The sequence below is a fragment of the Burkholderia sp. AU45388 genome (assembly GCF_030481585.1).
Lineage (GTDB): Bacteria > Pseudomonadota > Gammaproteobacteria > Burkholderiales > Burkholderiaceae > Burkholderia > Burkholderia sola.
Map to the genome: position 1 here is coordinate 149,098 of NZ_JAUJPV010000001.1, position 23,281 is coordinate 172,378.

Below are 23,281 nucleotides of genomic sequence, written 5' to 3' on the forward strand. Positions count from 1 at the left end.
CTCAGTCGAGCAATCCTGCGACGACGTCGACGATCCGCTGCAGCAGCGCTTCGTCGTACGGCAGCCACGGCACCGCACGTGGCGCTGATGGCGCCGACGGCGAATCGATCATCGATTCGAGCGGTTCGCCGTCGCGCGTCACGCGGCCGGTCGCGCAATGCACCGCCCACGCGCCGACGCGCACGTAGCGTTCGTCGATCACGATCCTCCCTTGCGCAACCGGTTCGGCGAACACGAGCGACAGCACGTGCCGGCGATGCCGCGCCATCACGCCCTGCGGCAGATCCGACAACCGGTTCAGGCGGTCCTGGCGTTCCGTTTCGATATCGCGCTGGCGAGCCGGGTCGGTCGTGTGTGCAGCCGCCGCCGCGCGGGTGGCCTCGTCGTCGAGCGCGAATGCGGACACGCTGACGAGCAGGTCGACCGCCCGTGCGACTTCGGAGAACACGACCGGATCGATGTCGCCGATCGGCAGCGGCGCCCAGCGCGCGCCGTGCCGGCGTTCGACATGCAGCCGGCGCGACGTACCGTGGCTTTCCGAACCGGGAAAAAGCCGCGCATCGACGACGAAGGTCGCGCGCACGTCGCCGAATTCGCGGACGAGCGCGTCGTCGTACGCACGAATCGACCAGCCTTCGCGGCGCGCGACGCCGAGCAGCGGCCGGCTCGACAGCACGTGACCCTCGAACATCGCGGTATCGCTGGACGACGCGTCGCCGTCGCCCGGCACGTAGTACTCGCGGAACGCTTGCCGGATCGGTTGCCGCAGCGCCCGGCCGACGATCGCCCGCTGCCACGCGAGCCGTTCGTCCGCATCGGCGAGCAACGGGTGCCATAGCCGGATGGCGCAATCGTCGGCGATTTCGCACGCGTTGCCGGCCGCATCGCGCAGCACGACCTTGCCCTTCGCGATGTCGGGCATGAACGACTGCGTCGTGCCGTCGCTGCGCCGTGCTTGCCAGATCACTCGCGCCGAGAACGCGGCGCCGGCCGGCGCATCGACGAGCCGCTCGCGCCATTCGGCGTGGCCGAGCGTCATCGACTGCCAGAAGCCGGCTTCCATGCACGCAGCGAGTATCGCGAGTGCCTTCTTGTCGGGCTTCGCGTCGAGCGTCATCCGCAGCGCCGTGTGCGGCCGTTCGCCGAGCGCGCGCTCGGCCGGCTTCAGGTTGCGCGCGAGTTTCTTTTGCACGCCCGCGTGACGGACGACGGCCAGCGCGTCGCGCAGCGCGCGCACGCTTTCGGGCGTCGGGATCGTCTCGATCGCATGGCCGAGCGCGATGGCGAGCGACTGTGAAGGCGCGGTTTTCGCGGCCGTCGGCGCGACGCACACGCCAGTCAGCAGCGGCCCGATCAGCGGGCGCAGCCATGCTTCGTCGCGATAGGCGGCCACGCGTGCGGCGCGTGAGAGCACTTGCGCGTCGTTGGTCGTGAACGCGCGATCGGCTTCGTAGGGTACGGTGCCGGCGTGCAGCGCCGCGACCTGCCGCGCGGCGTCGGTCAACGCGTCGCGCGCGAAGGCGACATACGCGGCTTCCTCCATGAGTGTCATGGCCGGATCGCTGGAGTCGATCCACAGCCGCTTCGGCATGAAATAGCCGCTGTCGGTCGCGGCCAGCGCGAGCAGCGCGGCCGGGCCGAGTGCCGGCAGCACGTCGAGTTCGCGTACGCGAAACGACGAGTCCGCCAGCAACTGTGCATACGCGGCGCGGCGCGCCGAGAAGTCGCGGCGGCCCGCGAACCAGTCGAGCGTATAGGCGCCATAGACGGATGCCGCGCGCAATCCGCCTTCTTCCGGTTCGCCGGCGATCCGCGCGAGTTCTGCCTGCAGCGCGGACGACGGCAGCGCGTCGAGGCAGGGCAAATCCTCCAGCGCGCGTTTCCACTCGCCGGCCGGAATGGCGCGGAACAGTTCGAGTGCCGCATCGGCATCGATGAGCGGCACGAGACCGAGCGCGTCGATCTGTTGGTGCAGCCAGCACGCGAATCCGGCGCGCGGATCGTCGAACGCCTCGTCGCGCACGAGGATCTCGTATTCGACGCGCCGCAACGCGGGCCACACCGTGCCGAGCGCCCGCGCATCGAGCGCCGACAGGTCGATCGGTGTGTCGGCGGCGCTCGCGTGGTCGGCCGGGTCGGTCAGCCGCGCGATGAGCCGCGCGACGAGGGCGCGATCAGTCATGCGCACACCTCCCGGATGCGCCGTTCTGGCGTGATGGCTTCTGTACGGGTCGCGCGGCGCGGATCGCGCCGCCGAGGCCGGCTACATGTTCGATCGTGGACTGCATGGTCTGGCGCTCAAAGATGGAAACCCTGCGGGCGCACAGTATTGCACCCTCATTGGCACGTCCGTGCGGATGCCCGTGCGGCGGGCGTCCCGGCCCGATTCGGCTGTGCGGGGCCGGCCAACCGGCTCCCCCGGGCATTTCATAAGACGTACAGTTTTCCCGCGATGTGCGACTCGCGCGGAACTGTACTCTTGTTCGCTCATTCGATGTGTGTACTCGCCGCCAACTGTTCTTCTCTTAAGATCCAGTCATTAAGTGCACAGTGCCGCAGATTCAGCTCATCCGGAGCCCTGCCGGCGCATCTTCAAGAGAGAGTCAGTGCGATGGAAAAGGCAAAACCGGAGGGGCAGATCAGGAATCACGACGGCCCGGTCGACGGGCGAAACACGTGCAACACGTGCGTATCGGACGCACACGGCGGGGCGGCGCGGCGGTGCGCGCCGGCGGGAGCCGCGCGATGAAACTCTATGAAAAACTCGCGGATGATATCGAGCGCCTGATCCGCCAGCGCGTATACCGGCACGGCGACCGGATTCCGTCGGTGCGGCAGGCGAGCCAGCAGCACCGGATCAGCATCACGACCGTGCTGCATGCGTATCTGCTGCTGGAAAGCCGCGGGCTGCTCGAAAGCCGGCCGCAGTCCGGCTATTTCGTGAACCTGCGGCGCGACGACGGCCATGCGCCGGTGCGCGAACTGCGGCCGTCGAAGCCGATCGCGATCTCGTCGTCGGTCGACGTGAGCCGGCTCGTGCTGTCGACGCTGCGCGCGATCGGTACGGACGACGCGGTGCCGCTCGGTTCGCCGTATCCGGACCCGAGCCTGTTCCCGTTCGAGAAGCTGAACCGCTACGCATATGCGGCCGGTCGCGACAAGTCGCTGTGGGGCGTGACCGACGGGCTGCCGCCGGGCCATCCGCGGCTGATCCGGCAGATCGCGCGGCGCTACCTGGAAAACGGGATGTCGGTGGACCCGAACGAGATCATCGTGACGGTCGGCGCGACGGAGGCGATCAATCTGTGTTTGCAGGCCGTGGCGAAGCCGGGCGACACGATCGCGGTGGAATCGCCGACGTTCTACGCGATGCTGCACGCGATCGAGCGGATGGGGATGAAGGCGATCGAGGTCGCGACGCATCCGGAATACGGAATCGACATCGCGGCGCTGGCCGCGATCGCGAAGTCGCAGCCGATCGCCGCGTGCATGGTGATGCCGAACTTCCAGAACCCGTTGGGGTTCCAGATGCCGGACGAGCGCAAACGCGAACTGGTTGAGTTCGCAACGAAGGCCGATCTGCCGATCATCGAGAACGGCGTATACAACGAACTGTATTTCGGCGACACGCATCCGAGTTCGCTGAAATCCTACGACCGGACCGGTATCGTGCTGCATTGTTCGTCGTTCTCCAAGAGCCTGACGGCCGCGTACCGGATCGGCTGGGCGCTGCCGGGCCGCTACCGCGATCAGGTCGAGAAGCTGAAATTCCTGAATACGCTCGCGACGCCGTCGTTGCCACAACTGGCGATCGCGGAGTTTCTCGAACGCGACGGCTACGAACACCACCTGCGGCGGATTCGCAAGGCGTATGCGCAGCAGGCGAACCTGATGCGCGCGATGGTGTCGCGATTCTTCCCGGAGGGCACGCGCATTTCGAGCCCGGCGGGCGGCTACGTGCTGTGGGTCGAACTGCCCGCGCAGGTCGATGCGATGCGGCTGTACCAGCTTGCGCTGGAGCAGGGGATCACGATCGGCCCCGGCTATATGTTCTCCATCACCGATAACTACCGGAACTTCATCCGGCTGAACTACAGCAGCCCGTGGTCGCCGGAGATCGAGCAGGCGGTGATCACGGTCGGCAAGCTGGCCGCGGCGTGCATGCGATGAACGGGCGCGGGCGGTGTCATGGGCTTCGATGACAAAGCCGGCTTCGTGCCGGCTTTGTTTTGGTGCTTCGTGGAGTTTCGTGGACGTCGCTGGCCGACCCGTTGCGGACAGTGGTATCGACCGATAGCCGTCGTTCATTCGCCTCTAAACATCTGTGCAGTCGCCATTTAGCTGCTTGTAATGCGTACCCCTTCGCTTCTTAAGCGCTGCAGAAACTGATTCCATGCCACAGATGCGCTAGCCCAAAGATCGACACGATCCCCCTCCCAAAGAAGAAATGGGGCTCTTAGCGGTATGTAGATGTATGCGCTCATGCTGCAACGAAGCACTGTGGCGCAACACCTAAGCACGTCATCTGCTTCGCTGGCCTCGAAGAATTGGCCAAAGCCGTCCCACGGGTTTAACTTGCCGGAGCATGTCGATTCCATTTCCTCCAATAGTGAATCCTCAAGCTCCCCATACCTCGACCAATCCGTGACCTGGAGCAAACAGGTTCTCGGGGGTTCAAGATAGCTGCGAATGCCGTCGACAATCACTGAAGCTGCCCCGTCGTTTTCCGGCACTGCGAATTGCAAATACGATGTGTGGCCTAGTCCGGCCTTCCCGTACGGCGCTTCAATACATTCTTCGTCTTTCAGCCACGTCGAACAATCGGAAGGGAACAGCGATTTCATGTCGGTACCCGAGCATGTAGCGCAAGTAGGAGGTAGATCCAATTGTCGACCAATTAAGTGGTCGCGTCTAACGTCTGAAATTGGCCGACCGCCGACGTTTCTCCCCGGTGTCCCCAGGGACTCCGCGACGAACCTTTGTTTTTCCACGCTGGCGCCGATGACCGCGCTCGATGCGTCGATCGCGGCGAAATGACTGCATGCGAGCGCGCAGCCCCGCGCGTCGCGTCATCCCCCCGTCACCGGCGGAAAGAACGCAACCTCGCTATCCTCCCGCACGACGAAGTCCCCGGTCACCATTTCGAGGTTCACGGCCGCCCGCACGGGGCGGTCCATCCGCAGCGCGTCCGCGCTGCGCGCGTCGCGTGCGGCCAGCGTGCCGCGCAGCGCGTCGACGGTGAGTTCGCGTGCGTCGATCTCGACGGTTTCTACGTCAAGATCCAGTTGTTCGCGAATGCTCGCGAAGTATTTGATCGTCAGTTTCATAGGATGTCGTCAGCAGGAGCGGCGGAATTGGAAACACGAAGCGAACGCAATCAGCCCCAGCGCCGCATCGCCTGGTCGTCGTGCGCCTTCGCCTCGACCCAGCCGGATTCGCCGTCGTGCCGGATCTCCTTCTTCCAGAACGGCGCATGAGTCTTCAGGAAATCCATCAGGAATTCGCACGCATCGAACGCGGACGCGCGATGCGCGGCGGCCACCACGACCAGCACGACGGGCTGGCCGAGCGGAATGCGGCCGACGCGGTGCACGATCCTGACCGCCTCGAGCCGCCAGCGCGCGCTCGCCTCCTCGACGATGCTCCACAGCGCCTGTTCGGTCATCGTCGGGTAATGCTCGACTTCCAGCGCGACGACGTCGTCGACGTCGCCTTCCTTGCGCACGACCCCAAGAAAATTCACGACCGCACCGACATTCGGATTGCGAACGATCGGCGCAAGCTCCGCGCCCGCGTCGATCGGCGCATGCTGCACGCGCACTTCGAAGCCGGCGGCAATCGCGGGCGCCGCTTCGATGTGGGGGGCGGCCGCATCGACGGGCGGCGCGGGGCTGCCGGCACGCAGCGGATCGTCCGGCAGCCCGGCGCGGGATTCGGTGAAGGTCGTCATGACAGGTTCTCCAATGGGCGGCGCATCCGGTGTCGCGCGGCGGCCCTTCAGCCGCCGACGAGCGACATGCGCACGGTCGGATAGGTCTTGCCCGGCGCGCGGGCCGGCCGTGCGGCCCGGCGCTCGGAATAGCGGTCGTCGCGCCGCGTCCAGCGTTCGCGCACGGCGGCGGCGAGGTCGGCGGCCGACGCCGCATCGTCGAGCCACGGCCGCAGGTCGGTGCCTTGCGTCGCGAACAGGCACGTATAAAGCTGCCCGTCGGCCGACACGCGGGCGCGCGAGCAGGTGCCGCAGAACGGATGCGACACGCTCGCGATGAAGCCGACTTCGCCTGCACCATCGATGTGCGCGCAACGAATCGCGGTGGCGTCGTGCCCCGGTTCGCCGACGAGCACGAGCGGATAGTGTGCGTCGATCAGCTCGCGCATCCGCGCGGCCGGCATCACCTTGTCGCCGGACCAGAAGCTGGCGCCGCCGACGTCCATGTATTCGATGAAACGCACGGCCACGCCCGTATGCCGGAAGTGCCGCACGAGCGGCAGGATCTGGTCGTCGTTCACGCCGCGCTCGATCACTGCATTGACCTTGACCGGCGCGAGCCCGGCCGCGTGCGCGGCCTCGATGCCGGCCAGCACGCGCGACACCGGCACGTCGGCGTCGCTCATCCGGCGGAACACCGCGTCGTCGAGCGCATCGAGGCTCACGGTCACGCGTGACAGCCCCGCGTCGCGCAGCGTGCGCGCCTTCGCGGCGAGCAGCGAGCCGTTGGTCGTCAGCGCGATTTCGACGGGCCTGCCGTCGACGGTCGTCAGTGCGGCGAGCCGTTCGATCAGCGCTTCGAGGTGGCGGCGCAGCAGCGGCTCGCCGCCCGTGATGCGGATCTTCTCGACGCCGAGCGACGTAAAGGCGCGGGCGATCTTTTCCAGTTGCGCGAACGACAATCGTTCGGACGACGGCATGAACGCGTAGTCGGCGCCGAAGCTTTCGCGCGGCATGCAATAGCCGCAACGGAAATTGCACTGGTCGATGACGGACAGGCGCAGGTCGCGCAGCGGACGGCCGAGCGTGTCGGACGGGCGGGAGAAAGCGCCGGGCAATGCGTCGCCGGATGAAGCGGCGGCGGCCGGCGCGGCGGAAACGATGGCATTCACGATCGGGTCGTCGGCCTGCATGAAGTAAGCGGAGGGGCGTCGCCGCTCGGCCGTGCGGATGCCGACGTGTCGGCGCACAGGTCGTGACGAGCCTCATCGTGAGCATAGTCCGCCGCGTTTGGCCGGCAGGGACACAATCGCGCCCGAATTGCAGGAATACAGTTCGCCGCGCGGGACGCGCGACACGCGCGGCGAACGGGGCAGGCGCGCCTTATCGGGCGGATAGTCGACTTTGCGCTCATGCGAGCCAGCGCGCGAATTCGTAGTACGGAACCGCGTCGCCGCGCGCGATGGTGAGTCCCGCCGGCAGCCGCGCGAGCCCGCTGGCCTGCACCAGCGACTGCAGCGTGCCGGCGCCTTGCTGACGCAGCGTGTCGAGCGCGAGCGCGCCGTCCGCGCCCACCGTCCAGCGCACGCGCACGAAGCGCTCGCGCTGCGCGTCCGGCTCGAAGCCGGTGTCGATCGGCAGCGACGGCACGACCGGCACGCAAGCGTCGCGCCCCTGCAGGCGTCGGATCAGCGGCGCGACGAACAGTGCGAACGTCGTCATCGCGGCGCCCGGATTGCCGGGCAGCAGCACGACGGGCCGCGCATCGAGCCGCGCGAGCGCGACCGGCTTGCCGGGCTTCATGCGCACGCCGGCGACGAGGAACGACGCGCCGAGCGCGGCCAGCGTGGGGCGCAGCAGGTCCTTGTCGCCGACCGACGCGCCGCCGACGCAGATCACGAGGTCGCACTGCGCGTGCAGGTCACGCAGCGCCCGTTCGACGGCGGCCACCGTATCGGCCGCGTGCACGCTCGCCGCGACGTCGGCGCCGGTTCCGGCGACCAGCGCGGCGAGCATCGGCGCATTGCTGTTGTAGATCTGCTGCGGCGCGCGCGGCTGGCCGCATGCGACCAGCTCGTCGCCGGTCGTCAGGATGCCGACGCGCAGCGCCGCGCGCACGTCGATTCGGGCGAGACCTTGCGCGGCGGCCACGCCGACGTGCATCGCGCCCATCCGCACGCCCGCCGGCACGAGCAGCGCGCCGGCGCGTACTTCCTCGCCGCGGCGGCGGATGTGCGACCCGCTGCGCTGCGGCATGTCGAACGTGACGCGGCCGTCCAGTTCGTGCGCATGCTCCTGCATCACGACGGTGTCGGCGTCGGGCGGAATCAGGCTGCCGGTGAAGAGGCGGGCGGCCGTGCTCGGCGCGAGCGGCGCGGGCGTATCGCCGGCATAGCAGCGTTGCGCGACACGCAGCGGCTCGCCGTGCGCAAGGTCCGCATGACGCACGGCGTAGCCGTCCATCGCGCTCTGGTCGGCCGGCGGCTGGTCGAGCACGGCCGTCAGCGGCGCGGCCAGCACGTGGCCGGCCGCTTGCGCGATCGGCACGGAGGTGACGGCCTCGAGCGGCGCGAACGCGCTGGCGAACCGTTGCTGCGCGGTATCGAAATCGGACAGGTGTGTCATGAAGCGTGGGCCGGATGTGCCGGTGCGGGTTCGTGTGGATCGGGGTGAACGGCGGCGGGCGACACGTATTCGACGAAGCCGTCGTTGCGGCAGAAGCCGAGCAGCCGCACGCCGGCTTCGCGGGCGACGTCGATCGCGAGCGACGTCGGCGCCGAGATCGTCGCGATCATCGGGATGCCGACCCGCGCGGCCTTGCGCACCAGTTCGTAGCTCGCGCGGCTCGACAGGAACACGAAGCCCGCGTGCAGGTCGGCGCGGCGGCGTGCGAACTGCCCGATCAGCTTGTCGAGCGCGTTGTGGCGGCCGACGTCCTCGCACACGTCGAGCACGACGCCGTTGCTATCGCACCACGCGGCCGCGTGGATGCCGCCCGTCTCGCGCATCAGCGTCTGCCGGGCCGGCAACGCACGCGCGGCGCACGCGATCGCGTCGGCGCCGATGCCCGCGGCCGTGCCGGCGGCCGCGATACGCGGCGCGTGCAGGTCGAGCTGCGCGATGCTTTCGATGCCGCACACGCCGCAGCCCGTGCGGCCGGCCAGCGCGCGGCGGTGGGCCTTCAGCGCCATGAACGCCTGCTGCGACACGGTGAGCCGCACTTCGGCGCTGCCGGGCCGGCATTCGCTTTCGATGTCGAAGACGTCCGACGCGCGCTCGACGATGCCTTCGCTCAGCGCGAAGCCGAGGCCGAACGCGTCGAGGTCGATCGGCGTCGCCATCATGACCGTGTGCGAGATGCCGTTGAACACGAGTGCAACCGGGGTTTCGTCGACGACGCGATCGACGGTGTCGCGCGCGTCGCCGGCACGATGGCGCGTCACCCGGCACGCGGTGCTGCCGGTCGGGTCGTCGCGGCGAATGCAGGACTCCATGCGGGTTTCTCCAGGCGGGGCGGCCGGCGGGCCGGCCGGGCTCGGCGCGTACGCCGAACCACGGGTATCGATGCCGCCGGGCGGGCGCCGAAGGGCGCGCGACCGCCGCGGGCAGGTGTTGCACGACATGTTAAGTGGAGTGAACAGTGCGTCCGACGCACAGCGCCGCCACGCGGAAAGCAGTACAGCTGAGCGTCCCGCCGGCATGGTAACTATTTTCCGTGCACACATCTTCGGCGGCGCAAGCAGCACAGTTTCAGCGCACGTTCGAATGATTGCGAGTATCGTTGCAAACGCGATATCGTCGTTCACGCTTCGATGCCGTGCGAGCAACCGCTGGTGCGCGCATGTGTCGTCGTCAAGCCGTCGCGCGATTTCCTGCTTCGAGCGTACGTCCTCACAACCACGAGCAAATTACGGTCATGGAAATCTTCGATGCGTTCCATCTCGCCCGATTGCAATTCGCATTCACGGTGTCGTTCCACATCGTGTTCCCCGCGATCAGCATCGGCATGGCGAGCTTCCTGGCGGTGCTGGAATGGCGATACCTCGTCACCGGCGACGCCGCCTACAAGTCCATGTTTCAGTTCTGGTCGAAGATCTTCGCGATCGGCTTCGGGATGGGCGTGGTCTCCGGCGTCGTGATGGCGTACGAGTTCGGCACCAACTGGTCCGGGTTCTCCCGCGTCGCGGGCAACATCACCGGGCCGCTGCTCACGTATGAAGTGCTGACGGCGTTCTTCCTCGAAGCCGGCTTCCTCGGCGTGATGCTGTTCGGCTGGCAGCGCGTCAGCCCGCGCGCGCACTTCTTCGCGACGCTGATGGTCGCGGTCGGCACGCTGATCTCGACGTTCTGGATTCTCGCGTCGAACAGCTTCATGCAGACGCCGCAGGGCTACAAGATCGAGAACGGCCTCGTCGTGCCGGTCGACTGGTTCAAGATCGTCTTCAACCCGTCGTTTCCGTACCGTCTCGCGCACATGACGATCGCGGCGTTCATCGTCGCGGGCTTCATCGTCGCCGCCTGCGGCGCGTGGCACCTGCTGAAGGGGCGCCGCGACGAGCCGGTGAAGCGCAGCTTCTCGATGGCGCTGTGGATACTGCTGGTGCTCGCGCCGATCCAGATCTTCGTCGGCGACGCGCACGGGCTGAACACCCGTGAATACCAGCCGGCGAAGATCGCGGCGATCGAAGGGCTGTGGGAAACGGAGAAGGGCGGCACCGCGCTGAACCTCGTCGGGCTGCCCGACATGCAGGCCGAAACCACCCGCTATGCAATCCAGGTGCCGCACCTCGGCAGCCTGATCCTCACGCACAGCTGGGACGGCGAGATCCGCGGGCTGAAGGAATTTCCGCCGCAGGACCGCCCGTATTCGCCGATCATCTTCTGGACGTTCCGGATCATGGCCGGCCTCGGGATGTTGATGCTGCTGACCGCGCTGCTCGGGCTGCTGCTGAGAAAGGGCGGGCGCCTGTACGAGACGCGCTGGTTCCAGTGGTTCGTGGTCGCGATGGGGCCGTCGGGCATCGTCGCGCTGCTGGCGGGCTGGATCACGACCGAGGTCGGGCGGCAGCCGTGGACCGTGTACGGCGTGCTGCGCACCATCGATTCGGTCTCCCCGCTCACCGCCCAGCAGGTCGGCGTGTCGCTGCTGGTCTTCGTGGTCGTGTATTTCCTGGTGTTTGGAACGGGTATCTACTACATGATGAAACTGATGAAGCGCGGGCCGGCGGCCCAGGCCGGCTACATCGAACTGCACCGGCATCCGGGGCTGCGCAAGAGCGCGCTGTCCACGCCGCTGAACGTGACCGAGGCGGAGTAACCATGCACATCGATCTTCCTGTCGTCTGGGCCGCGATCATCGGCCTCGGCGTATTCATCTACGTGATGCTGGACGGCTTCGATCTCGGCATCGGGCTGCTGTTTCCGTTCTTCGATGCGAAGGCCGAGCGCCAGGTGATGCTCGACACCGTCGCGCCGGTGTGGGACGGCAACGAGACGTTCCTCGTGCTCGGCGGCGCGGGCCTCTACGGCGCGTTCCCGGTCGTGTATTCGACGCTGCTGCCGGCCAACTACCTGCCGCTGGTGCTGATGCTGGTCGGGCTGATCTTCCGGGGCGCGGCGTTCGAGCTGCGCGCGAAAGCCACCCGCACGCAGCACATGTGGGATCTCGCGTTCATCGGCGGCTCGGCGCTGGCGGCGTTCTGCCAGGGGATCGTGCTCGGTTCGCTGCTGCAGGGCATCAAGATCGAGAACAACCAGTTCGCGGGCGGGCCGTTCGACTGGCTGTCGCCGTTCAGCATGATGTGCGGGATCGGCGTGCTCGTCACCTATGCGACGCTCGGCTGCGGCTGGCTGATCCTGAAGGTCGACGGCGAACTGCAGCGCAAGATGCGGTTGCTGATGAAGCCGCTCACGGGCGTGCTGCTCGCGGTGATGGGCGTGGTGAGCCTGTGGACCGTGATCGGGCTGCCGGCCGTCGCGCACCGCTGGTTCGGCAGCGGCAACCTCGGCTGGTTCCTGCCGGTGCCGATCCTCGTCGTCGCATGCGTGTGGGGCATCTTCTACGCGGTGAAGCGTGCGCACGAGGCCACGCCGTTCCTGCTGACGCTCGCGCTCGTGTTCCTCGGCTACACGGGGCTCGTGATCAGCATCTGGCCGAACATCGTGCCGCCGTCGCTGTCGATCTGGGACGCGTCGTCGAGCCACTCGAGCCAGTTGTTCGCACTCGTCGGCACCGTGATCGTGCTGCCGATCATCCTCGTGTACAACGCGATGCAGTACCGCGTGTTCCGCGGCAAGGTGCGCGAGGGCGATATCGGCTATCACTGAGCGGCAAGCGAGGTGACGGGGCGCGGCGCGCGGGTATCATCACGCGCCGCGTCCGGCACGGCACCCGATGTGAAAGCGGCCCGCCACGCGCGGGCCGTTGCACATCGGGTGCGGGCGCAACGGGTTGCGTATTCGGGTTCCCTATTCCTTTGCCAGTCGAGAAAACATCATGATCGTCCGACCACGACAGAACTGGCTCCGGATGCTGTTCGTATGGAACGGCTCCGTGCTGCAATCGATCATTCCGCAGCTCGTGTTCATGGCGATCGTCAGCACGCTGGCGGTCTTCACGAACGGGCGCATCTTCGGCGAGAAGATTCCGCTGAACACCGCGCCGTTCACGCTGTTCGGGCTCGCGCTCGCGATCTTCCTCGGGTTTCGCAATAACGCGAGCTTCGAGCGCTTCAAGGAGGCGCGGCATCTGTGGGGCAACCTGCTGATCGCCGCACGCGCCGTGACGTCGCAACTGCATCGCTACCTGCCCGACGGCGTGAGCGACGCCGAGCGCAACCGGCTTGCCGATCTGCTGATCGCGCTCGCCTATGCGCTGAAACACCAGCTGCGTCATACCGATCCGACCGAAGACCTGGTGCGCATCCTCGGCACGGAGCGCACGGCCGCGCTCGGCGGCAAATGCTACAAGCCGGTCGCGATCCTCGACGAATTGCGCGGCGGCATCGTCCGTGCGATGGGGCGCGCGCCCGGCAGCGACGCGACGTGCTGGATGGTCGAGACGCAACTCGATGCGCTCGGCAAGGCGATCGGTGGCTGCGAGCGCATCCTGTCGACGCCGATTCCGTTTTCCTACAGCGTGCTGCTCCATCGCACCGTGTATGCGTATTGCGTGTTGCTGCCGTTCGGGCTCGTCGATTCGACGGAGTTCTTCACGCCGCTGATCTGCGTGTTCATTTCCTACACGCTGATCGCGCTCGAGGCAATTGCGAACGAAGTGGCGGAACCGTTCGGTCTTGCGCCGAATGCGCTCGCGCTCGATGCGATCACGCGCACGATCGAGCGATCGGTGCTCGAACTCGGCGATCGGCCGATGCCCGAGGAATTCGTGCCTGCGTCGACGTATCAGATCACGTAGGCGGCGGGGGCGGTAGTGTAGTCGTCGGTAAGGTTGCTCGGCTGGAGCGGGGGCGGTTGTGTAGACTCGTGCTCGTTCAATGGAGCCCACACCATGCAACTTCTCGATCACGTGTCGATCAGCGTGCCGGACATCGATCTGGCACGGCCCTTCTACGACGCCGTCATGGCTGCGCTCGGCGCGACCAAGGTCTATGACCGGCCCAATGCGCTCGGCTATGGCGAGCGTTGCAACGCGAACGATCCGGCATCGACCTTTCTGGCGGTGTATCTGGATCCCGCCGAAGTCGGGGCGAGCAAGCGGCACTGGTGTTTCAAGGCCGCTTCCCGCGAGCAGGTGCATGCTTTTTTCGAGGCGGGCCTCGCTACGGGTGGGCAGTCCGACGGCGATCCCGGCTTGCGGCCGCAGTACCACGGCGACTACTACGCGGCTTTTCTGGTCGATCCGGCCGGCAACCGGATCGAGGCCGTGTGTCATGCGGCGGTGGCGGAGCGTGGGCAACCCTGACCGTGGCGATAGCCAGTCGATGCATCGGGTCTATCCGCATCCGCCGATTCGCATCGATTCAATCGCGATACGACGGCTCCTCGACGTCGAGGATGTGCTTCATCTCGTCGAAATGCGCGATCGAGAATTCACGAAAGCCTTCCCAGTCACGCGCGGTCTTCTCGGCCACTTCGTCGGACAGCACGTTGATCGGCTTGCCGGTCGCGTACGCGTTGACGAGGATCTGGCAAGCGCGTTCGAGCGTGTACATGTCGTCGAACGCCTCGCCGACCGTGGGTGCGGTCACCAGTACGCCGTGATTGCCCATCAGCAGGCGTGACTTGTCCTTGAGCAGCGACACGAGGCGGGCGCCTTCGTCTTCGGTATCCGCCATTCCGGAGAATGCGGTGTCCAGCGCAACGCGATTGAAATAGCGGGCCGTGTTCTGTTCGATGGGCAGGATGGTCGGATCGGACAACGTCGAGATCGCGGTGACATGGACGGGATGCAGGTGCATGGCGACGCGTACATGCGGTAGTTGCTGGTGCAACTGACCATGGATCGCCCACGCGGTCGGGTCGACGCTGCCGTTTTCGAGGCTCGATCGATCGTCTGCGTCCAGCAGAACCAGGTCGCTCGCGCGGATCCGCGAAAAGTGCATCCATTTGGGGTTCATCAGGAAGCGGCGGCCGTCGTCCGAAACGGCCACGCTGAAGTGGTTCGCGACCGCTTCATGCATGCCGAGGCGGGCGAAGCAGCGGAAAGCCGCGGCGAGATCGATGCGAAGCTGGGTTTCGTTCATGTCAAAGTGCGTGATCGGAAGCGTGAGAAAGGGGGCGCCGGCCGCAAGTTCATGGTTGGACGCACCGAGTTGCAGAAAAGGCTCGACCAGTGGGGCGGCCGAGCGCCGGCCATGCGTCGATGCATCGACCCGCTTGCTGTCTCAGGGCGGTCCGTTCGCGTCGGCCGTTGCGTCGTCCGATTTCCAGAATGCGTTGCGGTCGCGATAGTTTTGCAGGAACTGCTGCAGCCGCGGGTTCGTGGAGCGGCGGAACACGTCGCCCGGTGCGCCGCTCACGGCGATCCGGCCGTGGTCGAGAAACACGACGCGATCGGCCATCTGGGCGGCGAAGCCCATCTCGTGCGTGACGACGACCATCGTCATCCCGTCGCGCGCGAGCTGCTTCATGACCTGCAACACTTCGCCGACGAGTTCCGGGTCCAGCGCGGAGGTCGGCTCGTCGAACAGCATCAGGTGCGGCTCCATCGCCAGCGCGCGGGCGATCGCCACGCGCTGCTGCTGGCCGCCGGACAGTTTCGACGGATGGGCGTCCGCCTTGCCGGACATGCCGACCATTTCGAGCATGCGGCCAGCGACAGCGTTCGCGTCCGCGCGCGACATGCGGCGCACCCGCCGCAGCGCTTCGGTGACGTTGCCGAGCACGCTCATGTGCGGCCACAGGTTGAACTGCTAAAACACCATGCCGATGTTGCGGCGCACGCGGTTGATCTCGGCGCTCGACGCGCGCACGCGCGCGCCGTTGCGTTCGACATAGCCGAGCATCTCGCCGCCGATCCGGATCTCGCCGTGATCGTAGGTTTCGAGGGCGGCCATGCAGCGCAGCAGCGTGCTCTTGCCGGATCCGGACGGACCGATCAGGCAGACCACTTCGGATGTCGCGATCGACAGATCGATTCCGCGCAGCACGTCGGTCTCGCCGAACCGCTTGTGCAAACCCTTGACTTCGACAAGCGACGTGGCGGACGCCGGGGCGAGCGTTGCGGCGGGTCCGCTTGCGGGGAGGGCGCTGACTGCGTTCATGATTGCCTCGATCGGTTCGGGTCGCCGCGCCGTATTCACGCGTGTCGGGCGAAAGGCGCAATGCGAGTTCGACGAGCCGACTTTACGTGGTCAATATTGATCGGGAAAAACTCTTTTCGAATGGGGTTCGCAGGTTTTTCCAATGCAGCATCGCCTGCCGGCTCGCCGTATCGAGCGACCCTGCGTGGCGCCGGCCCGCCACGTACGCTGCCGGAACCGAAATCAGCCAGTCTTGCGATCGGTCGTTTCGGTCGTGGAGAGATGGTCGGCCAGCCGGCGCAGCATCGCATCGCAACCCTGCAGTTGCTCGACGCTCACGAACTCGTCCGGCTTGTGCCCCTGATCCATACTGCCCGGTCCGCACACCACGGTCGGGATGCCGGCCTGCTCGAACAGTCCGCCTTCCGTGCCGAAGGCGACGGTGCCGAACGCGCTCGATCCGCTGAGTATCGCCAGCAGGCGGGCGGCGTCGCTGTCGTCCGGTGTCGAAAGCCCCGGATAGGCGGACAGCGGCTGCATCCGGATATCGCAATCCGCGTGAACCGCGCGCATCGTCGGCATCAGTTGCTGCTCCGCATAGGCCTGCAATTCGGTGGTCACTTCATCGGCGTCGAAGCCGGGCAGCGTGCGGACCTCGAAATCGAATTCGCATGCATCGGGAACGATGTTCAACGCCTTGCCGCCGTGGATCACGCCGGTCTGGACAGTCGAGAACGGCGGATCGAAGCGAGCGTCGTGATGCTCCGGTTGCGCGAGGCGCTCGCCGATTTCCTCCAGCCGGTTGACCAGACGCGCCGCATATTGAATCGCATTGACGCCGTACGGCGCATACGCGGAATGACACGCGGCGCCCGTGACGTGGCAGCGCATCGCCAGCTTGCCCTTGTGGCCGAGCACGGGCTTCAATTCGGTCGGCTCGCCGATCACGCAGAGCACGGGCCGATGCGGGCGCTTCGCCAGTTCGGCCAGCATCGGCCGCACGCCGAGACAGCCGATCTCCTCGTCGTACGAGAACGCGAGATGGATCGGCAACGACAACGGTCGCTCGACGAACATCGGTACCGCGGCCAGCATCGACGCGAGAAAGCCTTTCATGTCCGCGGTGCCACGGCCATACAGCCGGCCGTCGCGTTCGCTCATCCGGAACGGCTCGACGGTCCATGCCTGGCCGTCGGCGGGCACCACGTCCGTATGACCCGAGAGCAGGATGCCGCCGCGCTCGCGCGGCCCGATCGTGGCGAACAGGTTCGCCTTGCTGCGCGCGTCGTTGTAGAACAGTTCGCTGTCGACGCCGTAGCCCGCCAGATAGTCGCGGATGAACTCGATCATCGCGAGGTTCGAGTGCCGGCTGACCGTATCGAAGCCGATCAGTTCGGCGAGCAGCGTGCGGCTGGTCGGCTCACTCATCGCCGGGTACGCCGTATTTCGGTGCGGTCGTCGGATCGAGCGCGCGCGTTACGTAGTCCTGCATCTGCGGACGGTATGCATGCCACAGCGCGGCGAGTGCCGAGATCGGCGCATCGTCGGTCCAGTCGACGCGCAGGTCGACGAGCGGCCACACCAGCGTATCGGCGATCTTCAACGCGGCGGAATGCACCGGACCGGCTTCTCCGCCTGCGTCGATCGCGGCCTGCATCGCCGCGAGCAGACGATCGGCGAGCGGGCCGGGCGTCTGCTCGAACGCCGGCACCATCGCGTCGATCACGTCCTGACTGGCCAGCATGTTGCCTGCGGCGACGCACTGTCGGCCCGCCACCGCATGATGCAGGCCGAGCGCCTGCGCGCCGGTCCAGAATGCGGTGCGGCCCTGCGCATCGACGACCGTGACCTGCCGGTAGTCGCGCCAGCGATCGGTATCGAGCGCGGCTTCGAGCGCCTGCGCGGGATCGGCCGCGCCGTCGCGGAGCAGGTCGAGCACCTGCGGGCCGAGCGACGGCAGCGTGACGTTCTGCGTCGCCACGGCGCCCGCGCTGGCGCGAACCCACGGGCAGCGCGCGCCCACTGCGATGCTCGAGGAGCTGATCGCGATGCCGAGTTGTCCGGTTTCGGCACACCGTCCGACGATCGAGAATGTCATGTCACGCTCCGGCGGCGGCGGTCGGCTGCCAGTTGTCGGGAATCACGGCGATGACGTCGATTTCCATCAGCCATTCCGGCTGGCCCAGCGCACTGACCACGAGGCCGGTCGAGATCGGATAGACGCCCTTGAGCCACTTGCCGACGACCTGATAGACCGGCTCGCGATAACGCGGATCGATCAGGTACGTAGTGGTCTTGACGATATGCGTGAGGTCGCTGCCGGCCTCCTCGAGCAGTTGCTTGACGTTTTTCATGGCCTGTTCGGCCTGCGCGCGCGGATCGCCGAGGCCGACCAGATTGCCGTCGAAGTCGGTGCCGATCTGGCCGCGCACGTAGACCGTGTTGCCGGCCCGGACAGCCTGGCACAGATCGTTGTCGAGCGCCTGGTTCGGGTAGGTGTCTTTCGTGTTGAACATCCGGATACGGGTGTGGGTCGGCTGGCTCATCGTCATGAATTCCTGAAGGAGGGTTCGGTAGACCGTGCGGTGCGACTCGGTCGTGCGTTCAGTGCGCGGCGGCGCGGGTCGGCATCGGGCTCGGGATGGTTGGCTCGGCGACGTGATCGTCGGCTTGCGGCGCGGCCGCAATGCTGCGTCGCGCGGCAGCCTCGTGATAGTGCTGGTAGCTGCGCTGCGTCGCGATATGTCCGGCCACATGTTTCGCGTCGTGCCAGACGCCCCAGATGAACGCGGAGCCGCGCCGCGACAGCCACGGCAGACCGAGGAAATAGAGTCCGGGCTCGCTGGCGACGCCGCGCTGATGTTTCGGCTTGCCGTGCTCGTCGAAGGCGTCGACCTGCAGCCACCCGAAGTCGTTCGCGTAGCCGGTCGCCCAGATGATCGACGTGACGCCTGCCGCGGCGAGGTCGAGTTGCGTGAGCGGGTCGGCCAGGCATGGCGGATCGGCGGGAATGTGGCGGGCTTCAGGCTCCTCCGGCAGATCGAGACCGTTGCTGGCGACGTACGCGTCGGCGGCGTCCAGCAGCGACAGATAGTTTTCGTCGCCGGCCGCGATGTTGGCCGCGAGATCCGCTTCGAACGTGACGATGCCTTGATCGAACGCTCGCGTCACGCCGACCAGCGTCACGCCGTCGTGCGCGAGACGGCGGAAGTCGACCGTGTGGCCGCCGTCCGCGCCGCTCACGGCGATCGTCACGTGCGACCGGCCGGGGCGCATCGTTTCCATGTCCCACAGACCCAGTACGCCGAGCCACCAGCAGAAATCGCGGCCGCGATACGCGCGCGGCGGACGGTCGTGAGGGCCGACGGACAGATAGACCTGACGGCCCGAGCGTTGCAGTTCGGCCGCGATCTGGACGCCCGACGACCCCGCGCCGACGACCAGCACGTTGCCGGCGGGCAGTTGCGCCGGATTGCGGTAGTCGGCGGAATGAATCTGCGTCAGGCGCGCGTCGGTGGGCGCGATGGCCGGAATGAGCGGGCATTGGAACGGCCCGGTCGCAACCACGACGCGGTTCGCGTGGAAGGTGCCGTCCGACGTCTCGACGACGAAGCCCTGACGGCCGGCGTCGCGGACCACGCGCCTGACGTCGACGCCGGTCCGGATCGGCGCGTCGATCATGCGCGCGTAGTCGACGAAGTACTCGGCCATCTGATCCTTCGTTGCGAACCCGTCCGCATCGACACCGCCGATAGTCATGTTGGGGAAGCGGTCGTGCCATGCCGGGCCGTTCGCCACCAGCGAATCCCAGCGCGCGGTGCGCCAGCGCTCCGCGATGCGAGCGCGTTCCAGCACGAGATGCGGCACGCCGAGCGCACGGAGGTGTTCGCTCATCGCGATGCCGGCCTGTCCGGCGCCGACCACCAGCGTATCGATGGATGTGACTTCGACGGTCATGTTGATTTTTCCTGATGCGTATCGATCGGGTTGTTCATGGACGGATAAATCCGTTTCGCCGCAATTCGCCGCAGTGCTCGCGATGCGATTGCGCAAGGCGATCGCGACGTTCAAGCACCGAAGCCGGAACGCGTCGGTAATCCGAAGCGATGTGCGTCGTGCGGACGTGTTTCCTGAGCATTGCGTTCTGCTGAAGAAAATCTACGCCGGTGCACTGAATCTGAAAAATATATTTAAAAAATGAATTGCATCCGGTTTGCCTATGCAGATGCGTGCGTACGGACCGGCAATGAACTGAACGCAAGCGGATGGCGCCGGCAAAACGCCGAGGCCGCCATCGAAGCAGGGAAAAGAAAGGAAGCGGACGCAACGAAACGCACGACGCGACGGCATGGGTCGAGGCCGCCTTCCCGCTGCGCGGCGGACGGCCGCTATGCCGCTTCGCGCGCGGCGCCCGCGGCCTGCGCACGGCCACGCAGCCAGTTGATGCTGATGAAGAGCAGGATCGCGAACACGATCAGCACGGTGGCGACGGCGAGGATCGACGGGTCGATCTGGTCGCGAATGCCGCTCCACATCTGCCGGGGTACGGTGCGTTGATCGGGACCGCCGATGAACAGGATCACGATCACTTCGTCGAACGATGTCGCGAATGCGAACACGGCGCCGGTGGCCACAGCCGGCAGGATCAGCGGCAGCGTCACGCGGCGAAAGGTCGTCCACGGCGCGGCGCCGAGATTGGCGGCGGCGCGCAGCAGGCTCCGGTCGAACGACAGCAGCGACGCGGTCACGGTAATCACGACAAACGGCGTGCCGAGTGCCGCATGTGCGAGGATCACACCCGGATAGGAGTTGACGAGCCCGAGTGGCGCGAAGATCAGGTAGAAGCCGGCCGCGACCACGACGATCGGGATGATCATCGGAGAGATCAGGATCGGCATGATCAGCGAGCGGAACGGAAAGTCGTCGCGCGCGAGACCGATCGCGGCGAGCGTGCCGAGCGTCGTTGCAATTGCTGTGGATGCCGCGCCGATCGCGAGGCTGTTCAGGAATGCCCGCTGCCAGTCCGGGCTGCCGAATGCCTGCGCGTACCAGCGCAGCGAGAAGCCTTCCATCGGGTACGAAAAATACGAACCCGAATTGAACGACAGCGGAATGATCACGAGGATCGGCGCAACCAGAAAGAACAGCACGACCGCGCAGTGGATGCGCACACCGGCAGTGGCAATGCGCGTCGACGGCAGGCTGTTGGGGTTCACGGACACGATGCGGCTCCAGTGACGTCGGGCGTCAGCCGAACCGGAGCCGGTCGATGCCGACGAGCCGGTTGAAAATGAAATAGAACACGGCGGTGAAGATCACGAGATACGCGGACAGCGCACCGGCCAGCCCCCAGTTGAGCAGATCGTTGGTTTGCGACGCGATCAGCTGGCTGATCATCTCGTCGCCCGCACCGCCGAGCAGGGCCGGCGTGATGTAGTAGCCGAGCGCCAGCACGAACACGAGAAAGCATCCGGCGCCGATGCCCGGTAGCGTCTGGGGCACGTACACGCGAAAGAACGCGACGACCGGGTGAGCGCCGAGCGATTGCGCGGCGCGCATGTAGATCGGCGGCACGCTTTTCATCACCGAGTAAATCGCGAGAATCATGTACGGCAGCAGCACGTGCGTCATGCCGATCAGCACGCCGGCGCGGTTGAAGATCAACGGCAGCGGATGATCGACGACATGCAGCGCGAGCAGTACGCGGTTGACCACACCGCCCGGTTGCAGCAATACGTACCACGCGGTCGTGCGGACCAGCAGCGAGGTCCAGAACGGCACGATCACGAACAGCATCAGCAGGTTGCCCTGCCTGGCCGGCAGGTTGGCGAGCAGCCACGATACCGGGTACGCGAGCAGCAGGCACAGCAGCGTGACCGTGGCGCTGATCGACACCGTGCGCATGAACGCGGTGCGGTAGACCGCGCTGTTCGCGGGCACCGAATGGACGGCGCCATCGGGCGACACCTGCGCGTCGAGGCCGTTCAGCAGATAGTCCGGCGTCCATGGCGACGCCGCGCGTTTCAGCAGGCGCCAGGTTTCTGGCCGGTTCCAGCGATCGTCGGCGGCGAGCAGGACGGGCTTCCATGCGGTGACGGCATCCTGGGCACGCACCGTGCGTGCCGACTTCAGCAGCAGCGTGCGGAACTCGGGCTGATAGAAATTCATCCGGCGCGCGACGTCGCCGAGCGTGCCGGCGTCGCCGGCGCTCTTCAGTCCGTTGGCGAGGGACGCGAACACCCGCTCGTCCGGCACGCCCTGACCGTTCCAGTGTCGCAGCGTCTGCGCGAACGACGGCATCGAGCCGGACAGTTCCGGATTGCGCACGCTGCGGGCCAGCAGCGAAGCAATCGGCGCGATGAACGTGGCGAGCAGGAACACGAGCAGGGGCAGCGTCAGCAGCAGCGCGCGTAACGCCGCCTTGCGCCGCGCCTGCCGGTATTTGACGGCGTGCCCGGCGGCGAGCGCGGGGCTTGCCGCCGTCATGGGAAACATTGGCGAATCGTTCATCGGAACTCCGGAGCGACGCGCCCGGAGCGGGGCGCGTCGCGTAAAACCGCTACGACGTCATGCAGACGCGCATTACTGGCCGAGCCATGTCTGGAAGCGCTTGGTCAGCGCATCGCCGCTGTCGGCCCAGAAGTTCGCATCGATCTGGATCGGTCGCTTGAAGTTGGCGGGCGCGGTCGGCAGGTCGGCAAGGCGCGCCTTGTCGATCAGCGGCAACGATGCCTTGCGCGGCGGCGCGTAGGCGATGTACTTCGACAGATCCGCGTATGCCTGCGGCTGCGCCGATGCGGCGATGAACCGCTTCGCGGTCGCGGCGTGCTTCGCCCCCTTCGGCACACCCCACCATTCATAGTCGTACACCTGCGCGTCCCAGACGATCTTGAACGGCTTCTTGTCCTGGTGAACGGCGCTGTCGATGCGGCCGTTGTAGGCCTGCACCATCGTCACGGCACCGTCCGCGAGCAGCTGCGGCGCTTGCGCACCGGCTTCCCACCAGACGATGCTCGACTTGATCGTGTCGAGCTTCGCGAATGCGCGATCGACGCCGGCGGGGGTCGCGAGCACCTTGTAGACGTCCGCCGGGGCCACGCCGTCGGCGACCAGCGCCCATTCGAGCGTGACCTTCGGCGACTTTCTCAGGCCGCGCTTGCCCGGGAATTTCTTCAGGTCGAAGAAGTCCGCGATGCGTGTCGGTGCGGTCTTCAGCTTCGACGCGTCGTACGCATACACGGTCGACCACACCATCGCGGCCACCGAGCATTCGCGCAGCGCGCCCGGCAGGAAATCCGACGTGTTGCCGATGGTCTTGCTGTCCAGCTTCTCGAGCAAACCTTCGTCGCAGGCGTTGATCGCGTCGTTGGTCTCCATGTCGATCAGGTCCCACGTCGGGTTCTTCGCCTGTTCCATGGCCTGCAGCTTGGCCAGGCCGCCGTCGTACGACTCGGTCTGGAACTGGGTGCCGGTCTTCGCGGTGAACGGCTCGAACCACGCGTGGCGTGCGGCCGTTTCATAGGCGCCGCCGAACGTGACGACGGACAGCGTATCCGCCGCGCGAGCGGCAGGCAGCGCGGAAAAGGCGCCGAGTGCGACGACAGCCGCGATCGTGCGGCGCGGGGACGCGTAGCGAGGGTTTTGCATT

20 protein-coding genes and 1 pseudogene are annotated in these 23,281 nt (G+C 66.6%); 6 read left to right on the plus strand and 15 right to left on the minus strand.

Translation table 11 applies throughout. The annotated features are described in order from the left end of the window. Position 1: 1 nt before the first annotated feature. Entirely contained in the window at positions 2 to 2,182 is a 2,181-nt protein-coding gene (locus QZM72_RS00625) for a DUF4132 domain-containing protein (RefSeq protein WP_089471144.1), read from the minus strand. 563 nt (positions 2,183 to 2,745) lie between these two features. Between QZM72_RS00625 and QZM72_RS00630 the strand changes: the two genes are divergently transcribed. Then, entirely contained in the window at positions 2,746 to 4,170 is a 1,425-nt protein-coding gene (locus QZM72_RS00630) for a PLP-dependent aminotransferase family protein (protein ID WP_089471681.1), read from the plus strand. Between the two features lie 899 nt (positions 4,171 to 5,069). On the opposite strand, the gene moaD is transcribed toward QZM72_RS00630, so the two are convergent. The 5 genes from moaD to fdhD all read right to left on the minus strand — a co-directional run bounded on the left by moaD (position 5,070) and on the right by fdhD (position 9,423). Further along, positions 5,070 to 5,327 carry a molybdopterin converting factor subunit 1 gene (gene moaD / locus QZM72_RS00635; protein WP_089471145.1) on the minus strand — a complete coding sequence of 86 codons (258 nt, stop codon included), beginning with the start codon at positions 5,325 to 5,327 and terminating at the stop codon, positions 5,070 to 5,072. Positions 5,328 to 5,377: 50 nt separating this feature from the next. Continuing rightward, complete coding sequence (locus tag QZM72_RS00640) at positions 5,378 to 5,950, minus strand: molybdenum cofactor biosynthesis protein MoaE (RefSeq protein ID WP_089471146.1); 573 nt, start codon at positions 5,948 to 5,950, stop codon at positions 5,378 to 5,380. A gap of 47 nt (positions 5,951 to 5,997) precedes the next feature. Continuing rightward, a complete protein-coding gene (gene moaA / locus QZM72_RS00645; protein WP_089471147.1) occupies positions 5,998 to 7,122 on the minus strand; it encodes a GTP 3',8-cyclase MoaA in 1,125 nt (374 codons plus the stop codon). 217 nt (positions 7,123 to 7,339) lie between these two features. Next, positions 7,340 to 8,554: a gephyrin-like molybdotransferase Glp gene (gene glp, locus QZM72_RS00650; RefSeq protein ID WP_089471148.1), complete on the minus strand. Its 1,215-nt coding sequence runs from the start codon at positions 8,552 to 8,554 to the stop codon at positions 7,340 to 7,342. Then, positions 8,551 to 9,423, minus strand: coding sequence for a formate dehydrogenase accessory sulfurtransferase FdhD (gene fdhD / locus QZM72_RS00655; RefSeq protein WP_089471149.1), 873 nt, complete (start codon positions 9,421 to 9,423; stop codon positions 8,551 to 8,553). The genes glp and fdhD overlap by 4 nt, the downstream gene beginning before the upstream one ends. 422 nt (positions 9,424 to 9,845) lie before the next feature. Between fdhD and QZM72_RS00660 the strand changes: the two genes are divergently transcribed. The 4 genes from QZM72_RS00660 to QZM72_RS00675 all read left to right on the plus strand — a co-directional run bounded on the left by QZM72_RS00660 (position 9,846) and on the right by QZM72_RS00675 (position 13,853). Next, positions 9,846 to 11,246 carry a cytochrome ubiquinol oxidase subunit I gene (locus tag QZM72_RS00660; protein ID WP_089471150.1) on the plus strand — a complete coding sequence of 467 codons (1,401 nt, stop codon included), beginning with the start codon at positions 9,846 to 9,848 and terminating at the stop codon, positions 11,244 to 11,246. A 2-nt stretch (positions 11,247 to 11,248) separates the two neighbouring features. After that, entirely contained in the window at positions 11,249 to 12,256 is a 1,008-nt protein-coding gene (gene cydB, locus QZM72_RS00665) for a cytochrome d ubiquinol oxidase subunit II (protein ID WP_050014042.1), read from the plus strand. Between the two features lie 169 nt (positions 12,257 to 12,425). Further along, a complete protein-coding gene (locus QZM72_RS00670; protein WP_089471151.1) occupies positions 12,426 to 13,346 on the plus strand; it encodes a bestrophin family protein in 921 nt (306 codons plus the stop codon). A gap of 93 nt (positions 13,347 to 13,439) precedes the next feature. Next, on the plus strand, positions 13,440 to 13,853 hold the full coding sequence (locus QZM72_RS00675; RefSeq protein WP_089471152.1) for a VOC family protein: 414 nt from the start codon (positions 13,440 to 13,442) through the stop codon (positions 13,851 to 13,853). A 58-nt stretch (positions 13,854 to 13,911) separates the two neighbouring features. Here the strand turns inward: QZM72_RS00675 and QZM72_RS00680 are convergent, their stop codons facing one another. The 6 genes and pseudogenes from QZM72_RS00680 to QZM72_RS00705 all read right to left on the minus strand — a co-directional run bounded on the left by QZM72_RS00680 (position 13,912) and on the right by QZM72_RS00705 (position 19,590). After that, entirely contained in the window at positions 13,912 to 14,634 is a 723-nt protein-coding gene (locus tag QZM72_RS00680; RefSeq protein ID WP_089471153.1) for a class II aldolase and adducin N-terminal domain-containing protein, read from the minus strand. Positions 14,635 to 14,775: 141 nt separating this feature from the next. After that, positions 14,776 to 15,654, minus strand: a pseudogene (locus QZM72_RS00685) (amino acid ABC transporter ATP-binding protein). 222 nt (positions 15,655 to 15,876) lie between these two features. Further along, the gene (gene argE / locus QZM72_RS00690; RefSeq protein ID WP_301736834.1) at positions 15,877 to 17,061 is read right to left on the minus strand and encodes an acetylornithine deacetylase; all 1,185 of its coding nucleotides are present in this window, start codon (positions 17,059 to 17,061) and stop codon (positions 15,877 to 15,879) included. Beyond that, complete coding sequence (locus QZM72_RS00695) at positions 17,054 to 17,731, minus strand: DUF1028 domain-containing protein (protein ID WP_301736836.1); 678 nt, start codon at positions 17,729 to 17,731, stop codon at positions 17,054 to 17,056. Before QZM72_RS00695 ends, argE begins: the two co-directional genes overlap by 8 nt. A gap of 1 nt (position 17,732) precedes the next feature. Beyond that, positions 17,733 to 18,179 (minus strand): RidA family protein, encoded by a 447-nt coding sequence (locus QZM72_RS00700; protein ID WP_301736837.1) that lies wholly within the window; start codon positions 18,177 to 18,179, stop codon positions 17,733 to 17,735. A gap of 58 nt (positions 18,180 to 18,237) precedes the next feature. Next, a complete protein-coding gene (locus QZM72_RS00705; protein WP_301736838.1) occupies positions 18,238 to 19,590 on the minus strand; it encodes an NAD(P)/FAD-dependent oxidoreductase in 1,353 nt (450 codons plus the stop codon). Here QZM72_RS00705 and QZM72_RS00710 point away from each other — a divergent pair. Then, positions 19,568 to 19,834, plus strand: a complete 267-nt coding sequence (locus QZM72_RS00710; protein WP_301736839.1) for a hypothetical protein — start codon at positions 19,568 to 19,570, stop codon at positions 19,832 to 19,834. The two genes, QZM72_RS00705 and QZM72_RS00710, sit on opposite strands and share 23 nt — an antisense overlap. A 187-nt stretch (positions 19,835 to 20,021) precedes the next feature. Here the strand turns inward: QZM72_RS00710 and QZM72_RS00715 are convergent, their stop codons facing one another. From QZM72_RS00715 to QZM72_RS00725, 3 genes are all read right to left on the minus strand, one after another. After that, positions 20,022 to 20,855 carry an ABC transporter permease gene (locus QZM72_RS00715; protein ID WP_089471158.1) on the minus strand — a complete coding sequence of 278 codons (834 nt, stop codon included), beginning with the start codon at positions 20,853 to 20,855 and terminating at the stop codon, positions 20,022 to 20,024. 25 nt (positions 20,856 to 20,880) lie between these two features. Beyond that, a complete protein-coding gene (locus QZM72_RS00720; RefSeq protein WP_301737221.1) occupies positions 20,881 to 22,128 on the minus strand; it encodes an ABC transporter permease in 1,248 nt (415 codons plus the stop codon). An 87-nt stretch (positions 22,129 to 22,215) separates the two neighbouring features. Further along, positions 22,216 to 23,280: an ABC transporter substrate-binding protein gene (locus tag QZM72_RS00725; protein ID WP_301736840.1), complete on the minus strand. Its 1,065-nt coding sequence runs from the start codon at positions 23,278 to 23,280 to the stop codon at positions 22,216 to 22,218. Between the last annotated feature and the right edge of the window lies 1 nt (position 23,281).

Excerpts from the sequence above, each read along its gene's own strand:
- QZM72_RS00625 (WP_089471144.1), bottom strand. The coding sequence starts at position 2,182 with ATGACTGATCGCGCCCTCGTCGCGCGGCTCATCGCGCGGCTGACCGAC.
- QZM72_RS00630 (WP_089471681.1), top strand. The coding sequence starts at position 2,746 with ATGAAACTCTATGAAAAACTCGCGGATGATATCGAGCGCCTGATCCGC.
- moaD (WP_089471145.1), bottom strand. The coding sequence starts at position 5,327 with ATGAAACTGACGATCAAATACTTCGCGAGCATTCGCGAACAACTGGAT.
- QZM72_RS00640 (WP_089471146.1), bottom strand. The coding sequence starts at position 5,950 with ATGACGACCTTCACCGAATCCCGCGCCGGGCTGCCGGACGATCCGCTG.
- moaA (WP_089471147.1), bottom strand. The coding sequence starts at position 7,122 with ATGCAGGCCGACGACCCGATCGTGAATGCCATCGTTTCCGCCGCGCCG.
- glp (WP_089471148.1), bottom strand. The coding sequence starts at position 8,554 with ATGACACACCTGTCCGATTTCGATACCGCGCAGCAACGGTTCGCCAGC.
- fdhD (WP_089471149.1), bottom strand. The coding sequence starts at position 9,423 with ATGGAGTCCTGCATTCGCCGCGACGACCCGACCGGCAGCACCGCGTGC.
- QZM72_RS00660 (WP_089471150.1), top strand. The coding sequence starts at position 9,846 with ATGGAAATCTTCGATGCGTTCCATCTCGCCCGATTGCAATTCGCATTC.
- cydB (WP_050014042.1), top strand. The coding sequence starts at position 11,249 with ATGCACATCGATCTTCCTGTCGTCTGGGCCGCGATCATCGGCCTCGGC.
- QZM72_RS00670 (WP_089471151.1), top strand. The coding sequence starts at position 12,426 with ATGATCGTCCGACCACGACAGAACTGGCTCCGGATGCTGTTCGTATGG.
- QZM72_RS00675 (WP_089471152.1), top strand. The coding sequence starts at position 13,440 with ATGCAACTTCTCGATCACGTGTCGATCAGCGTGCCGGACATCGATCTG.
- QZM72_RS00680 (WP_089471153.1), bottom strand. The coding sequence starts at position 14,634 with ATGAACGAAACCCAGCTTCGCATCGATCTCGCCGCGGCTTTCCGCTGC.
- argE (WP_301736834.1), bottom strand. The coding sequence starts at position 17,061 with ATGAGTGAGCCGACCAGCCGCACGCTGCTCGCCGAACTGATCGGCTTC.
- QZM72_RS00695 (WP_301736836.1), bottom strand. The coding sequence starts at position 17,731 with ATGACATTCTCGATCGTCGGACGGTGTGCCGAAACCGGACAACTCGGC.
- QZM72_RS00700 (WP_301736837.1), bottom strand. The coding sequence starts at position 18,179 with ATGAGCCAGCCGACCCACACCCGTATCCGGATGTTCAACACGAAAGAC.
- QZM72_RS00710 (WP_301736839.1), top strand. The coding sequence starts at position 19,568 with ATGGATGTGACTTCGACGGTCATGTTGATTTTTCCTGATGCGTATCGA.
- QZM72_RS00705 (WP_301736838.1), bottom strand. The coding sequence starts at position 19,590 with ATGACCGTCGAAGTCACATCCATCGATACGCTGGTGGTCGGCGCCGGA.
- QZM72_RS00720 (WP_301737221.1), bottom strand. The coding sequence starts at position 22,128 with ATGTTTCCCATGACGGCGGCAAGCCCCGCGCTCGCCGCCGGGCACGCC.
- QZM72_RS00725 (WP_301736840.1), bottom strand. The coding sequence starts at position 23,280 with ATGCAAAACCCTCGCTACGCGTCCCCGCGCCGCACGATCGCGGCTGTC.